Below are 13654 nucleotides of genomic sequence, written 5' to 3' on the forward strand. Positions count from 1 at the left end.
ACATCATCCCCGGGCGGACACGGCCTGCCCCAGCGGACGAAAATGGATTCAGCGATCGAACGCCAGAACCGGCGCCGATCGCGTTTGAATCCCGACCTGCCGCGCCTGACGCGCGGCAGGAGGAACGAAAACCCTAGCGGCTTATTGCACCGGGCACTTCGAATCGGACATGTAGTCATGCACCTTGATGGCGCCGGACTTGATGCCTTCGGCGGCCTTGTCGGCGGCTGCCTTCATCTCAGGCGTGATGAGCGCCTTGTTGTTGTCGTCGAGCGCCCACGCCACGCCATCTTCCTTGAGGCCGAGCACGGAGACGCCAGCCTTGAAGGTGCCCTTCTTGGCCTGATCGAACGCATTGTAGGTCGCGATATCGACGCGCTTCACCATCGAGGTGAGCACCTTGCCGGGGTGCATGCCGTTCTGGTTCGAATCGACGCCGATGCTGAACTTGCCCGCATCCGCCGCCGCGCGCATGACGCCTACGCCCGTGCCGCCAGCCGCATGATAAACGACGTCAGCGCCGCGATCGATCTGGCTCTTGGCGAGCTCGCCGCCCTTCACCGGGTCGGTCCAGGCCGCGCCGGTAGTGCCGGTCATGTTCTGGAACACTTCAGCATTCGCCTTGGCGAATTTCGCGCCCTGGACGTAACCGCAGGCGAATTTGCGGATCAGGGGAATGTCCATGCCGCCGACGAAGCCGACCTTGCCTGTCTTCGAGGCCTGCACAGCCAGGAGGCCGACGAGGAACGAACCTTCGTGCTCCTTGAAGACGACCGACTGGACGTTCGGCTTCTCGACGACGGCGTCGATGATGGCGAACTTGGTCTTGGGGAACTCTTCGGCGACCTTCTTCAGCGCAGTCTCCTGGCTGAAGCCGACGGCCACGATCGGCGAGAAGCCATCGCGAGCGAAGCGGCGGAGCGCCTGCTCACGCTGCGCGTCGTTCTGCGGCTCGAAGTCGCGGTAGTCGGTCCCCGTTTCCTTCTTGTACTTCTCAGCGCCGGTGTGGACGCCCTCGTTGAAGGATTTGTCGAACTTTCCGCCGAGATCGTAGACGATCGCCGGCTTGAACGCATCCTGCGCGAAAGCCGCTGTGGCGGAAAAGGCGAGGCCTGCAAGCGCAAGGCCGAATTTAGTCGCTGTCATTGGCATTGTTCCCCTGTTTGGCGCCGGCTTGTTACCCGGTTGCGCCCAGACGATGGCACGGGAAGGGTCATGACGCCAAGCACCCTGTCAAGCCGTTGATGTTATTTCCTCCGTGGAATGGTTGATAGACCCGGCCATGACGCTAAGGTCACATGATGCCGCTGATGCCCGACGAGATCGACCGCTATGCCCGCCACCTCGTTCTTCGCGACGTGGGAGGTCCAGGCCAATTGAAATTAAAGGCCTCCCGCGTCCTTGTGATCGGCGCCGGGGGCCTGGGCACTCCGCTGATTCAGTATCTCGCAGCGTCAGGTCTCGGAACCATCGGGATCGTGGACGATGACGTGGTTTCGCTCGACAATCTGCAGCGCCAGGTCATCCACGGAACGCCGGACGTCGGCCGTACCAAGGTGGAAAGCGCGGCGGGGGCCGTCGCACGGCTCAATCCTCACGTTACGGTAGAGCCTCATCATCTGAGACTGACTGCGGAGAATGCGCGGGACCTGATCCGCCGCTACGATCTCGTTGCAGATGGGTCGGACAATTTCGAGACCCGATATGCCGTCTCGGACGCCTGTTTCCTCGAGAGAAAGCCTCTCGTTACGGCAGCCCTCGGACAATTCGATGGATCTCTGACAACGATTCGAGCCCATGAGACGGGCCCGCACGGCAAGCCGAATCCGACCTATCGCTGTCTCTTCCCCTCTCCGCCTCCGCCCGGCGCGATTCCGACCTGTGCGGAAGCCGGAGTGCTCGGCGCGCTCGCCGGCGTCATGGGAAGCCTGATGGCGATGGAAGTGATCAGGGAGATTGTCGGCTTCGGCGAAAGCCTCGTCGGTCGATTGCTGATGGTCGACGCGCGCTCGATGCGCTTCGACACCATCCGCTACGGCTGGGATGAGAATAATCCGCTGAATGGGAGCGGCGTTACGCCCCCCTCATCCTGAGAGGCGAGGCGTCTCGAAGGACGCAGGCGGCGCATCCAGTAAGCTGCTGGAAACGCTTCGCCCTTCGAGACGGATTGCGATGCAACCCTCCTCAGCGTGAGGCTGAGTTGATTACCCGCGCAACACCGCGCCGGTCTTCTTGGCCACCTCGCCGACGATCTTCGCCGAAACCGCTTCGATCTCGACATCGGTCAGGGTCTTCTCGGTCGGCTGGAGGGTGACCGCGATCGCGACGGACTTCTTGTCGGGATCGATGCCGGTGCCCTCGTAGATGTCGAACACCTCGACGCCGACGATGAGCTGACGCTCGGCTCCTTGAGCCGCCTTGATGATGTCTCCTGCCGCCACGTTGCGTCCGACCACGAAGGCGTAGTCGCGGGTGATGGGCTGGAAGTCCGACAGAACCAGCTTCGGCTTCATCTTGGTCGGCTTGGTCTTCGGCGGCGGCAGCGCATCAAGGGTCAGCTCGAAAGCGACGAGCGGGCCCTTCAGGTCGAGCGCCTTCAAGACCTTGGGATGAACCTCGCCGAACGCGCCGATCACATTCTTGGGGCCGAACTGCAAGGTGCCCGAGCGGCCGGGGTGGAACCAGGCCGGAGCGCCAGGCACGACCTGCAAGCCGCCGGCCGGGATGCCCAGCGTGCCCAGAAGCGACAGAATGTCTGCCTTGGCGTCGAAGGCATCGACGGTGACGGCGCCGCCATCCCAATGACGTCCCACGCCCTCAGCGCGGGCCGTGCCGCGACGCACGCCTGCGGCCTTGATGGTCTGGCCCTCCGGCTCGTCCGAGGCGAAGCATTGGCCGACCTCGAACAACGCGACGTCGCCATAGCCGCGATCCGCATTGCGTTGGGCTGCCTTCAGCAGGCCGGGCAACAGGCTCGGGCGCATATCGGAGAGATCGGCAGCGATCGGGTTCGCCAGCGCCAGGCGCGCATCGCCGCCGCCGAACAGCTCCGCCTCGCTCTTGGCGATGAAGGACCAGGTGACGGCTTCCACCAACCCACGCGTCGCAAGCACGCGACGGGCGAGACGGGTACGCTTCTGGATCAACGTCAGGATCGGCTTGGCAACCGCCGCCTCAAGGCGCGGCAGGGGTTTCGGCAGGATGCGGTCAACGCCCGCGATGCGGATGACTTCTTCGACGAGATCCGCCTTGCCTTCGATATCCGAACGCCAGGACGGCGGCACGACGTTCACGCGCTCACCCGAGCCCGAGACCACGAAGCCGAGCTTTTCCAGAATCGGCTTCGATTCGGCAGGCGGAACATCGAGGCCAGACAGGCGCGAAACCTCCGCCCAGGGAAATTCGATGACGCGCTTTGTCTCCGGCACCTTGCCGGCGACAACTGCTTCACTTGCCTCGCCGCCGCAAAGGTCGATGACCATGCGGGTGGCAAAATCGAGTCCCGGCAAGGTATAGGCCGGGTCGATGCCGCGCTCGAAGCGGTAGCGCGCATCGGTGATGATGCCGAGTTTGCGGCCCGACTGCGCGATGTTGAGCGGGTCCCAGAGGGCCGATTCGATCAGCACGTCGGTGGTGCTCTCATCGCACCCCGAATGCTCGCCGCCCATGATGCCGGCAATGGACTCAACTCCGCTCTCGTCGGCGATGACGACATTGCCGTGATCGAGCTTATAGGTGCGTCCGTCGAGGGCCAGAATCTCCTCGCCGTCTTTCGCCCGGCGAATTGTGAGGTTGCCCTTCACTTTTTTGGCGTCGAAGACATGGAGCGGACGGCCGCGATCGAAGGTCACGTAGTTGGTGATGTCCACGAGCGCATTGATCGGGCGCAGGCCGATAGAGAGAAGTCGGCGCTGCATCCAATCCGGCGACGGGCCGTTCTTGACGCCGCGCACGAGGCGAAGCGCGAAAGTCGGGCAGAGCTTCTCGTCGCCCGGCGCGAAATCGAGCTTTACGGAAACCGGGCAGGCACCCTTCGCCGCGACGGACGGGACGGTCTCGCCCTTCAGCGTGCCAAGGCCCGCCGCCGCGAGATCACGGGCGATGCCGTGGATCGAGGTGCAATCGGGACGGTTCGGCGTCAGGTTTATCTCGATCACCGGATCGTCGAGGCCGGCATAGGCCGCGTAAGCGACGCCCACCGGCGCATCAGCCGGGAGGTCGATGATGCCGTCGTGATCGTCGGAGATTTCGAGTTCCGCCGCCGAGCACAGCATGCCCCGGCTCTCAACGCCGCGAATGGTGCCGATGCCGAGCGTGATATTCTTGCCCGGAATGTAGGTACCAGGCGGCGCGAAGACGCTCTTCATGCCGGTGCGGGCGTTCGGCGCGCCGCAGACGACCTGGATCGGCGCCCCCTCGCCCGTATCCACGACACAGACGCGAAGTCTATCGGCGTTGGGGTGCTGCTCGGCGGAAACGACGTAGGCGATCTTGTAAGCGCCAAGCGCCTTCGCCTTGTCCTCCACGCCCTCGACCTCGAGGCCGATGCGGGTGAGCGTCTCCACGATCTCATCGAGGGACGCCGTGGTGTCGAGGTGGTCTTTCAACCAGGAGAGGGTGAATTTCATAACTTTACTCTCCTTTACGAGGTCAGGCCGCTAACGAGCGACGGAATATCCAGCGGGCGGAAGCCGTAATGGTTCAGCCAGCGGACATCAGCCTCGAAGAAGGGGCGCAGGTCCGGCATGCCGTATTTCAGCATGGCGATGCGGTCGATCCCCATGCCCCAGGCGAAGCCCTGGTACTGGTCGGGATCGAGGCCGCAGTTGCGCAGAACGTTCGGATGAACCATGCCGCAGCCGAGAATCTCGAGCCAATCCTCGCCCTCGCCGAAGCGGATCTCGCCGCCCTTGCGGGAGCACTGGATGTCGACTTCGGCGGACGGCTCGGTGAAGGGGAAGAAGGACGGGCGGAAGCGCATCTTCACCTGCTCGACCTCGAAGAACGCCTTGCAGAACTCTTCCAGAATCCACTTCATATGCGCGATGTTCGCCTCGGTATCGATCACGAGGCCTTCCACCTGGTGGAACATCGGCGTGTGGGTCTGGTCCGAATCGTGACGATAGGTCCGGCCCGGGCAGATGACCCGAATCGGCGGCTTCTGAGACATCATGGTGCGAACCTGCACCGGGGAGGTGTGGGTCCGCAGCACCTTGCGCTCACCCTTCTCGTCGGGGGCGAGGAAGAAGGTGTCGTGCATCTCGCGGGCGGGATGGCCCTCGGGGAAGTTCAGCGCCGTGAAGTTGAGGTAGTCCGTCTCGATATCCGGCCCTTCGGCGACCGAGAATCCCATATCGGCGAAAATCGCGGTCAGCTCTTCGATGACCTGGCTGATCGGGTGGATGCGCCCGCGGGTCTCAGGCCCCTCCTGCACCGGCAGGGTGACGTCGACGCGCTCGGCGGCGAGACGGACGTCGAGGGCCGCCTCGGCGAGGGTTTCCTTCTTGGTGGCGATCGCCGTCTGAACCTTGTCGCGCAATCCGTTGATGAGCGGCCCCCGCTCCTTGCGCTCCTCAGGCGACATGGCGCCAAGCGTCTTCAGGAGTTCGGAGACGGAGCCCTTCTTGCCGAGCGCGGCCACGCGCACGGTTTCAAGAGCCGCTTCATCGCCGGCGGCTTCGACCTGGGTGATCAGGTCATGTTCGAGATGGTTGAGGTCGGTCATCGGTCCCGTGCCAGAATGCGTGCGCTTGAGTGAGACGCGGCGCGGGAACCGTCAAGCCTACCGAGCCGCAAAAAATCAAACGACAGCGTAGCTACGCCGTCGGTGCGAATGGTCTCGGAGGCGAAGCATGATCCGGAAAAGTGGAATCCGGTTTTCCGGAAGGATCATGCGGTATCAAGATAGAGCCGGCGCGACGGAAAAAGATCCGCCGCGCCGAAGCCAGGTTATCCTTAGGCGGCCTGCGCGGGCAGGGAAGCCTTGGCGCGCTCCACGTAAGCGGCGAAAGCAGCCGGCTCGTGGATGGCCATTTCGGACAGAACCTTGCGATCGATCTCGATCCCAGCCTTGCCGAGACCATCGATAAATCGGGAATAGGTCAGGCCGTGCAGACGGACAGCGGCGTTGAGGCGCTGGATCCAGAGAGCGCGGAAAACGCGCTTCTTGTTCTTACGGTCGCGATAAGCATATTGCATGCTCTTCTCGACCGCCTGCTTGGCGATGCGGATGGTATTCTTGCGGCGGCCATAAAAGCCCTTGGCGGCTTTCAGAACCTTCTTGTGCTTGGCGTGGGCGGTAACGCCCCGTTTGACGCGGGCCATGGAAAAATTCCTTCAAAATCCGGGATGTCAGGGAAGAATGTCTCAGCCGTTGGGCAGGAAGAACTTCTTCACGTTGTACGCGTCGCTTTCGAACATGACGTTCGTGCCGCGCAGATTGCGGATCTGCTTCTTGGTCCGCTTGATCATCCCGTGACGCTTGCCGGCCTGGGCGTAAACGACCTTACCGGTGCCGGTGATTTTGAAGCGCTTTTTGGCGCCCGACTTCGTCTTCAGCTTGGGCATTTTGCTCTCCTTTGGACGGGCTTCAAAAACGCTGAACGCCTTGAAAACCCTTATATTGCTGCATTGAGCAAAACAAACCGCCACGGCAGCCCTTACAGCCGGGCGGTTCGATGAAGGGCGGCTTATGGCAGAAGGCCACCCAAAAAGCAATGGCCGCCTCGCATGAGACGGCCATCGCGAAACTTTCTTGAACCCTCTTAGCGGGGCGCCAGAACCATCACGACCTGACGGCCCTCGAAGTTCGGCTCCATCTCGACCTTGGCGATCTCGCCCACGTCCGACTTGACCCTATCGAGAACCTTGAGACCAAGATCCTGGTGGGCCATCTCACGGCCTCGGAAGCGCAGCGTGATCTTGACCTTGTTGCCTTCCTCGAAGAAGCCCTTCATCGCCTTCATCTTGACGTCGTAGTCATGATCGTCGATGCCCGGGCGCAGCTTGATTTCCTTGACCTCGACGGTCTTCTGCTTCTTGCGCGCCTCGGCGGCCTTCTTCTGTTCGAGAAAGCGGTACTTGCCGTAGTCGAGAATCTTACAGACCGGGGGAGCCGAATTCGGGGCGATTTCGACGAGGTCGAGGCCCGCATCCTCAGCGAGACGCAGGGCATCGAAAAAGGCCATAACGCCTTTGTTCTGTCCGGTATCGTCGATCAGCTGCACTTCGCGGACGCCGCGAATGTCTCGATTGGCGCGCGGTCCGTCCTTTTGCGGCACCGGCATAGGTCTCATTGGTCGGCGAATGGCTCGTATCTCCTGTTTTAGGGCTCAGTCGGGGCCGGAGACTCTTTCGAATCTCAGATGACGCCTACTCAACTTTGCCACGAACGAACTGACATTTCGCGCAAATCCGCCGGAAGTCAACTTGTTCTGCGCGTGAAATGACCTTCCAGCAGGGCAGAATAGACGTCGAGGGTGCTCGATACCATGTTCTCAAGTGAGAAGTGTCTCTGCACATGCATCCGGGCACGGGTCCCGAGAGCGTCACGGGCGCTGGCTCCCAGCGACAACGCCGCCCCCACCGCCTCGGCCAGCGCATCCGCGTCGCCCGGAGCGATCCGCCAACCCGTGCGCTCATGCGGCAAAACGGCAGGCGGCGACAGAACGGTTTCCGGAACCGCGCCGAGATCTGACACGACCACCGGCGTTCCCATGGCCTGCGCCTCCACGGCGGAGCGGCCGAATGCCTCGGGCTCGGTTGAGGGAACTGTCACGACGGAGGCCGCGAGGAAAGCCGCCGGCATGTCTGTGCAATGGCCGACCCGGCGGACGATGCCTTGCAATTTGCGCGACTCAATTAGGTTGTCCAATTCGCGAACGTAGGAATCGCGCCCCTGCGGATCGCCCGCCAGGATATAAGCTACGTCCGTCACGCCCGCATCGCGCAGCTTGGCCGCCGCCTCGATCAAGACCTTCTGGCCTTTCCAACCCGTGAGCCGGGCGGCAAGGAGCACCACGCGCTCATGGGGTGCGACATTCCAGGACTTTCGCAAGACTTCCACCCGTTCCGGCGCGACGGCCGGGGGTGAGAAGGACAGAAAATCGGTTCCGCGATGGATGACTCGAACGCGATCATTGGCGAGCGGATAGAGCGAGCGGATCAGATCGCCGGTGTAGTGCGAATTGGCGATCACCGCATCGCCACGCGCCATGACCGAGTTATAAAGCACCTTCACCGAGGAGCGGCCGGCATAGCTGCCGTGATAGGTTGTAACGAAGGGGATGTTGAGCGACCGCGCTGCCCCCAAGGCGACCCAGGCCGGAGCGCGGGAGCGGGCATGAATCAGGGACACCCTCTCCTTCTGGCAGAGCTTGGCGAGCCGCCGCACGTTCAGGAACATCGAGACAGGGTTCTTCGTCGCGGCCTGGAACGGAAGCCAGATGCCGCCCTTGGCCTGAAGTTCGCCAACAAGACGCCCCCCCTCGGTCGCGACAAGTGCCCGCGCGCCGGAATGGGCGAGGCCTTCCGCGATATCCACGGTGGTGCGCTCCGCGCCGCCGGCTTCAAGTTCAGGAATGATCTGGAGGATGGTCCGACCCGCCAGCGGATGAAGATGGGAAGGCGGAAAGGCCGCCCCTCCGACAGGTCGCGTTGAAAAACTCACTGAGGTAAGAGCCTTCTGAATAGAATCATTGGTAAGCGTTGCTTTAAAGCAGTTGAGGATCAGTTAACCATGCCGCAAACCATCACGGTCGGCCAGGGGGCCGAAGCACGTCAGATCGCGGTTCTGGCCCGAGAAGGCAAGGGAAAGCCGGTTGTCTGGCTTGGCGGCTTCAAATCCGACATGCGCTCCACCAAGGCGGAAGCGCTCGATGCCTGGGCCGAGAAGGCCGGACGGCCCTTTCTGCGCTTTGATTATAGCGGTCACGGCGAATCGGGGGGAGCCTTCGAGGAAGGCACCATCTCGCGCTGGCTCGAAGATACGTTTGGCGTGCTCGACCGGTTCGTGGAAACGCGACCGATTCTCGTCGGCTCATCCATGGGGGGCTGGATTTCTCTGCTGGCGGCGCGCCGTCTGATGGAAAGCCGCCCTACTTGCGCACCCGCCGGACTCGTCCTCATCGCGCCGGCCACGGATTTCACGGAACGGCTGATGTGGGACCGCTTTCCGGACGACATCAAGCGCGCGGTTCTGGAGACGGGAGTGTATCACCGCCCCTCACCGTATTCCCCCGATCCCTACCCCATCACGAGGGGGCTGATCGAAGACGGGCGCAAACATCTGCTCTTCGGGGGCCCGATCCAGACCGGCTGCCCGGTCCATATCCTCCAAGGGATGAAGGACCCCGACGTGCCCTGGAATCATGCACTCCAACTCGTGGAGCATCTGCCGGGAGACAGCGTCTCCCTCACTCTCATCAAGGATGGAGACCACCGCCTGTCCCGGCAGGAGGATTTGGAGCGCTTGATCGGGGCCGTTGAGGCGATCTAGCCACTGGCTTTAATGCACGCTCACGGTCTGGAGATCGTGGGCCCAGGCATTGGCAACAGCGGCGCCGCGGGTGTCCGTCAGGACAATGGGTTCGCCGCTGGCGGACAGAAGAGCGAAGAGCTGCAAACCCGGCTGGATCTTCGGGGCCTGCGGAAAAAACTTGGCCACGTCGTCCGACCGCATGGGCTTCACATAGGCCATCCGGCCTTCGCCCAAAGCGGCCAATTCAGCCATGTTCAGGGACTGATCGGTGTGAGTCTTGGTCGTGTCGTTCATGGTCTTCTCCTCACGCGGATGCCGTCACGCCTTGGCCTTGTCCGGAGCCACGATGTCGATCTTGCGAATGATCCGCTCCGGCTCTGGCCGAGCCAAATCGATCGACAAAAGGCCGTTGGACAGGTCAGCGCCCAGAACCTCCATGCCGTCGACAAGGAGGAAAGCACGCTGAAACTGACGGGCTGCGATGCCGCGATGCAGGAAGTGTCTTGTCTTGTCGTCGGATTGCCGACCGCGGATGACGAGCTGATTCTCCTCCAGGGTCACTTCCAGCTGCTCCCGGGTAAACCCGGCAACGGCCAAGGTGATCCGAAGGCGCTCGGGATCCTGCGCGGTACGAGCCAGACGCTCGATATTATAAGGTGGGTATCCATCGCCTGCGGCTTTTGCGACCCGGTCGAGCGCCTGCTCGATCTCATCGAAGCCTAACAGAAACGGATGCCCGAAGGGCGACTGACGCGACATATTCGAAGCCCAAGGTTAGAGGCACTTCGGTTGATTGTGAGCCCGCTCATGCGGCACTCAAGCGACCATGACAGGTTCGCTTCCAGCAATATGGAGACGGTGTTCTAACCTATCAAGATCTTGATTGGGCCACACTCGTCGTTCCGGGTGCGGCTCGCAAATCCGACCCCGGAATGACGAGGATTGCGTGAATAGCCCCTCAAACCCTGCCGCGCCACCAGGCGATCTGCTCTGCGACCTGAACGGGAGAGGTTCCGCCGAAGCTCGTGCGCGAACGGACAGAGTTTTCGACGCCCAGGACCTCGTAAATCCCCTGATGGATGCGCGGCTCGACGGCCTGCATGACGTCGAGAGGCAGTTCTTCGAGGGTCGAACCCCGCTTCTCCGCCTCGGAAACGATGCGCCCGGTGATGTGGTGCGCATCGCGGAACGGGATGTTGAGGCTGCGAACAAGCCAATCGGCGAGATCGGTCGCGGTCGAGAAGCCGGCTCCGGCGACGGCCGCCATGCGCTCCGGCACGGGTTCGAGATCCTGGATCATGCCCGTCATGGCGGCGAGGACGATCTCGATGGTATCGGCGGCGTCGAAGAGCTGCTCCTTGTCTTCCTGCATATCCTTGGAATAGGTCAGCGGAAGGCCCTTCATCATCGTGAGCAGCGTGATCAGGGAGCCAAAGATGCGGCCGGATTTGCCGCGCACTAGCTCGGCGGCATCCGGGTTGCGCTTCTGCGGCATCATGCTCGACCCGGTGGTCCAGCGATCCGGCAGGCGGACGAAGCCGAACGGCGCCGACATCCAGATGATGATCTCCTCCGCCAACCGGGACAGATGCACGACGCAGATCGAGGCGGCCGAGACGAACTCGATGAGGCTGTCGCGGTCGGACACGGAATCGAGCGAATTGCGTGTCGGCCCATCGAAGCCCATGGCCTTGGCCGTCATATGCCTGTCGATGGGGAATGAAGTCCCGGCGAGCGCGCCTGCGCCAAGCGGGCATTCGTTCAGGCGCTTGCGGGAATCGCGGATGCGGCTGCGGTCACGGCCGAACATTTCCACATAGGCCATCAGATGATGACCGAATGTCACAGGCTGTGCGCTTTGCAGATGGGTGAAGCCCGGCATGACGGTGGCGGCATGCGGCGCGGCCTTGTCGAGAAGCGCCTTGATGAGGTTCGTCAACTGCAGGTCGGTCCGGTCATGGGCGTCGCGCACCCAGAGGCGGGCATCCACTGCCACCTGGTCGTTGCGGCTGCGGGCCGTGTGCAGCCGGGCCGCCGGATCGCCGACGACCTCGCGCAGGCGGCTTTCCACATTCATGTGGATGTCTTCGAGAGCCTTGGAGAAGGTGAATGTTCCGGATTCAATCTCCCCGAGCACCCGTTGCAACCCCTGATGGATCGCGTCACGGTCGCTTTCCGCGATGATGCCCTGCTTCGCCAACATATTGCTATGGGCGAGCGAGCCCTGGATGTCCTGGGAAGCCAGGCGCTTGTCGAAATCGATGGAAGCGTTGATCGCCTCCATGAGCGCACTCGGGGATGACGAGAACCGCCCCCCCCACATGGTGTTGGCACCGGCTTTCTTGGTTTCTTCAGACACGTTGTTACATCCAGCGTTTAAGACCTATGAGCCTTTGCCATAGGTTAGCCCTCAAGGCCAAGTCGCATCGGGAGGCGCATCGGGGTTTGCATGCCCATTAAACATGGTGTGCAATGTTTGCCAGTTTAAAACCAGTTGATAGACTCGACATAGCCTGTTTGATTTGCATTCATACCTGCGCACAACAGGCGCACCTAGCGCTGTAAGGGAATGGCCAATGAAGCAACTTCCGAAATTCATCATGTCTGCCGCCATGGTTACCGCCATGGCGACCTCGTTCTCCGCCGTTCAGGCGGCCACCCCGCCGGATACCCTGGTCCAGGCGTGGCAGATCGACGACATCACATCCCTCGATCCGGCGGAGATCTTCGAGTTCAGCAACTCCGAAATCGCGGGCAATACCTATGAGCGCCTGATCAATTACGATCCCAAGGACGTCTCGAAGATCTACGGCGAGGTTGCCGAGTCCTGGACCGTCTCGCCCGACGGCAAGACTTTCACTTTCAAGATCCGCCAGGGCAAGAAGTTCGCCTCCGGCAACCCGCTGACGGCTGAGGACGTGGTGTTCTCGTTCCAGCGCGCGGTGCTTCTCGACAAGTCCCCGGCCTTCATCATCGGTCAGTTCGGCCTGACGAAGGACAACGTGAAGGACAAGATCAAGCAGACCGGTCCTTTCGAGGTCACGATGGAGCTTGACAAGCCTTACGCTCCGACCTTCGTTCTCTATTGCATGACCTCGACCGTCGCTTCCGTCGTCGACAAGAAGCTGGCTTTGCAGAACGAAAAGGACGGCGATTTCGGCTACAACTGGCTGAAGACGCACTATGCCGGTTCCGGCCCGTTCGCGATCCGCGACTGGAAGGCGAACGAAGTCGTCGTTCTCGAGCGCAATCCGAACTCCGAGAAGAAGACCGGTCTCGCCCGTGTGATCTACCGTCACATCAAGGAGACCGCGACGCAGCGCCTCCTGCTCGAAAAGGGTGATGTGGACATCGCGCGCAACCTGAATCCGGAAGAACTGGCCGCAGTCGCCAAGAACCCGGAGATCAAGGTCGAGAACGGCCCGAAGGGTACGGTTTATTATCTCGGGCTGAACCAGAAGAACCCGAATCTCTCCAAGCCGGAGGTCCGCGAGGCGCTGAAGTGGCTCGTGGATTACTCGGCGATCGCCGACACGATCATGAAGAACAAGGGTGAGGTTCACCAGGCGTTCCTGCCGAAGGGCTTCCTTGGCGCGATCAACGACAACCCCTACAAGCTCGACGTCGCCAAGGCGAAGGAGCTTCTCGCCAAGGCTGGCCTGAAGGACGGCTTCTCGGTCACGATGGATACCCGCTCGACCCCGGAAATCACCGGCATCGCGCAGGCGATCCAGACCACCTTCGCCCAGGCTGGCGTGAAGGTTGAGATCATCCCCGGCGACAGCAAGCAGACGCTCACCAAGTACCGCGCACGCCAGCACGATATCTATATCGGCAACTGGGGCGCCGACTATCAGGACCCGAACACCAACGCGGACACCTTCGCGGCGAACGACGACAACTCGGACAACGCCAAGGCCAAGCCGCTTGCTTGGCGCAACGCCTGGGATCCGGGCCCGCTGACGGCCAAGACCCGCGCCGCCGTTCTGGAGCGCGATGCCGGCAAGCGCGCGGAAATGTATCGCGAGTTGCAGAAGGATGTTCTCAAGGATGGTCCTTACGTCACCTTCCTGCAGCAGATCGAGGTTATCGCGTCGCGCAAGAACGTCGAAGGTGTGGTGATCGGGCCGTCCTTTGACATGAACAGCGTCGTGCAAGCCAAGAAGAACTGATTCT

General features: G+C 62.0%; 13 protein-coding genes. 3 read left to right on the forward strand and 10 right to left on the reverse strand.

The annotated features are described in order from the left end of the window. Positions 1 to 141 precede the first annotated feature (141 nt). Positions 142 to 1146 (reverse strand): BMP family lipoprotein, encoded by a 1005-nt coding sequence (locus tag I2H38_RS10040; protein WP_196271717.1) that lies wholly within the window; start codon positions 1144 to 1146, stop codon positions 142 to 144. A gap of 155 nt (positions 1147 to 1301) precedes the next feature. Between I2H38_RS10040 and I2H38_RS10045 the strand changes: the two genes are divergently transcribed. Beyond that, entirely contained in the window at positions 1302 to 2093 is a 792-nt protein-coding gene (locus I2H38_RS10045) for a HesA/MoeB/ThiF family protein (protein WP_196271936.1), read from the forward strand. Positions 2094 to 2204: 111 nt separating this feature from the next. On the opposite strand, the gene pheT is transcribed toward I2H38_RS10045, so the two are convergent. From pheT to I2H38_RS10075, 6 genes are all read right to left on the reverse strand, one after another. Continuing rightward, the gene (gene pheT / locus I2H38_RS10050) at positions 2205 to 4628 is read right to left on the reverse strand and encodes a phenylalanine--tRNA ligase subunit beta (RefSeq protein WP_196271718.1); all 2424 of its coding nucleotides are present in this window, start codon (positions 4626 to 4628) and stop codon (positions 2205 to 2207) included. Positions 4629 to 4642: 14 nt separating this feature from the next. After that, positions 4643 to 5725 (reverse strand): phenylalanine--tRNA ligase subunit alpha, encoded by a 1083-nt coding sequence (gene pheS, locus I2H38_RS10055; protein ID WP_196271719.1) that lies wholly within the window; start codon positions 5723 to 5725, stop codon positions 4643 to 4645. A gap of 230 nt (positions 5726 to 5955) precedes the next feature. Further along, the gene (gene rplT / locus I2H38_RS10060; protein ID WP_196271720.1) at positions 5956 to 6324 is read right to left on the reverse strand and encodes a 50S ribosomal protein L20; all 369 of its coding nucleotides are present in this window, start codon (positions 6322 to 6324) and stop codon (positions 5956 to 5958) included. A gap of 42 nt (positions 6325 to 6366) precedes the next feature. Next, positions 6367 to 6567, reverse strand: coding sequence for a 50S ribosomal protein L35 (gene rpmI, locus I2H38_RS10065; protein ID WP_196271721.1), 201 nt, complete (start codon positions 6565 to 6567; stop codon positions 6367 to 6369). Between the two features lie 197 nt (positions 6568 to 6764). Beyond that, positions 6765 to 7286: a translation initiation factor IF-3 gene (gene infC / locus I2H38_RS10070; protein WP_229426646.1), complete on the reverse strand. Its 522-nt coding sequence runs from the start codon at positions 7284 to 7286 to the stop codon at positions 6765 to 6767. Between the two features lie 137 nt (positions 7287 to 7423). Then, positions 7424 to 8668: a glycosyltransferase family 4 protein gene (locus I2H38_RS10075; protein WP_196271723.1), complete on the reverse strand. Its 1245-nt coding sequence runs from the start codon at positions 8666 to 8668 to the stop codon at positions 7424 to 7426. A 69-nt stretch (positions 8669 to 8737) separates the two neighbouring features. On the opposite strand from I2H38_RS10075, the gene I2H38_RS10080 reads away from it, so the two are divergent. Continuing rightward, positions 8738 to 9496, forward strand: a complete 759-nt coding sequence (locus I2H38_RS10080) for an alpha/beta hydrolase (RefSeq protein ID WP_196271724.1) — start codon at positions 8738 to 8740, stop codon at positions 9494 to 9496. 9 nt (positions 9497 to 9505) lie between these two features. Here the strand turns inward: I2H38_RS10080 and I2H38_RS10085 are convergent, their stop codons facing one another. The 3 genes from I2H38_RS10085 to argH form a co-directional block, all read right to left on the reverse strand. Next, positions 9506 to 9772, reverse strand: a complete 267-nt coding sequence (locus I2H38_RS10085; protein WP_196271725.1) for a BQ00720 family protein — start codon at positions 9770 to 9772, stop codon at positions 9506 to 9508. Between the two features lie 24 nt (positions 9773 to 9796). Then, on the reverse strand, positions 9797 to 10237 hold the full coding sequence (locus tag I2H38_RS10090; RefSeq protein ID WP_196271726.1) for an Hsp20 family protein: 441 nt from the start codon (positions 10235 to 10237) through the stop codon (positions 9797 to 9799). A gap of 199 nt (positions 10238 to 10436) precedes the next feature. Continuing rightward, entirely contained in the window at positions 10437 to 11837 is a 1401-nt protein-coding gene (gene argH, locus I2H38_RS10095; RefSeq protein ID WP_196271727.1) for an argininosuccinate lyase, read from the reverse strand. A 217-nt stretch (positions 11838 to 12054) separates the two neighbouring features. Between argH and I2H38_RS10100 the strand changes: the two genes are divergently transcribed. After that, positions 12055 to 13650 (forward strand): ABC transporter substrate-binding protein, encoded by a 1596-nt coding sequence (locus I2H38_RS10100; protein ID WP_196271728.1) that lies wholly within the window; start codon positions 12055 to 12057, stop codon positions 13648 to 13650. Positions 13651 to 13654 lie beyond the last annotated feature (4 nt).

The organism is Microvirga alba (genome assembly GCF_015694465.1).
GTDB classification, from domain to species: Bacteria; Pseudomonadota; Alphaproteobacteria; order Rhizobiales; family Beijerinckiaceae; genus Microvirga; species Microvirga alba.

Bases quoted from the DNA above. Each gene is read 5' to 3' on its own strand.
- I2H38_RS10080 (WP_196271724.1), top strand. From the start codon at position 8,738: ATGCCGCAAACCATCACGGTCGGCCAGGGGGCCGAAGCACGTCAGATC.
- pheT (WP_196271718.1), bottom strand. From the start codon at position 4,628: ATGAAATTCACCCTCTCCTGGTTGAAAGACCACCTCGACACCACGGCG.
- I2H38_RS10090 (WP_196271726.1), bottom strand. From the start codon at position 10,237: ATGTCGCGTCAGTCGCCCTTCGGGCATCCGTTTCTGTTAGGCTTCGAT.
- rplT (WP_196271720.1), bottom strand. From the start codon at position 6,324: ATGGCCCGCGTCAAACGGGGCGTTACCGCCCACGCCAAGCACAAGAAG.
- rpmI (WP_196271721.1), bottom strand. From the start codon at position 6,567: ATGCCCAAGCTGAAGACGAAGTCGGGCGCCAAAAAGCGCTTCAAAATC.
- infC (WP_229426646.1), bottom strand. From the start codon at position 7,286: ATGCCGGTGCCGCAAAAGGACGGACCGCGCGCCAATCGAGACATTCGC.
- I2H38_RS10040 (WP_196271717.1), bottom strand. From the start codon at position 1,146: ATGACAGCGACTAAATTCGGCCTTGCGCTTGCAGGCCTCGCCTTTTCC.
- I2H38_RS10045 (WP_196271936.1), top strand. From the start codon at position 1,302: ATGCCGCTGATGCCCGACGAGATCGACCGCTATGCCCGCCACCTCGTT.
- I2H38_RS10100 (WP_196271728.1), top strand. From the start codon at position 12,055: ATGAAGCAACTTCCGAAATTCATCATGTCTGCCGCCATGGTTACCGCC.
- pheS (WP_196271719.1), bottom strand. From the start codon at position 5,725: ATGACCGACCTCAACCATCTCGAACATGACCTGATCACCCAGGTCGAA.
- I2H38_RS10085 (WP_196271725.1), bottom strand. From the start codon at position 9,772: ATGAACGACACGACCAAGACTCACACCGATCAGTCCCTGAACATGGCT.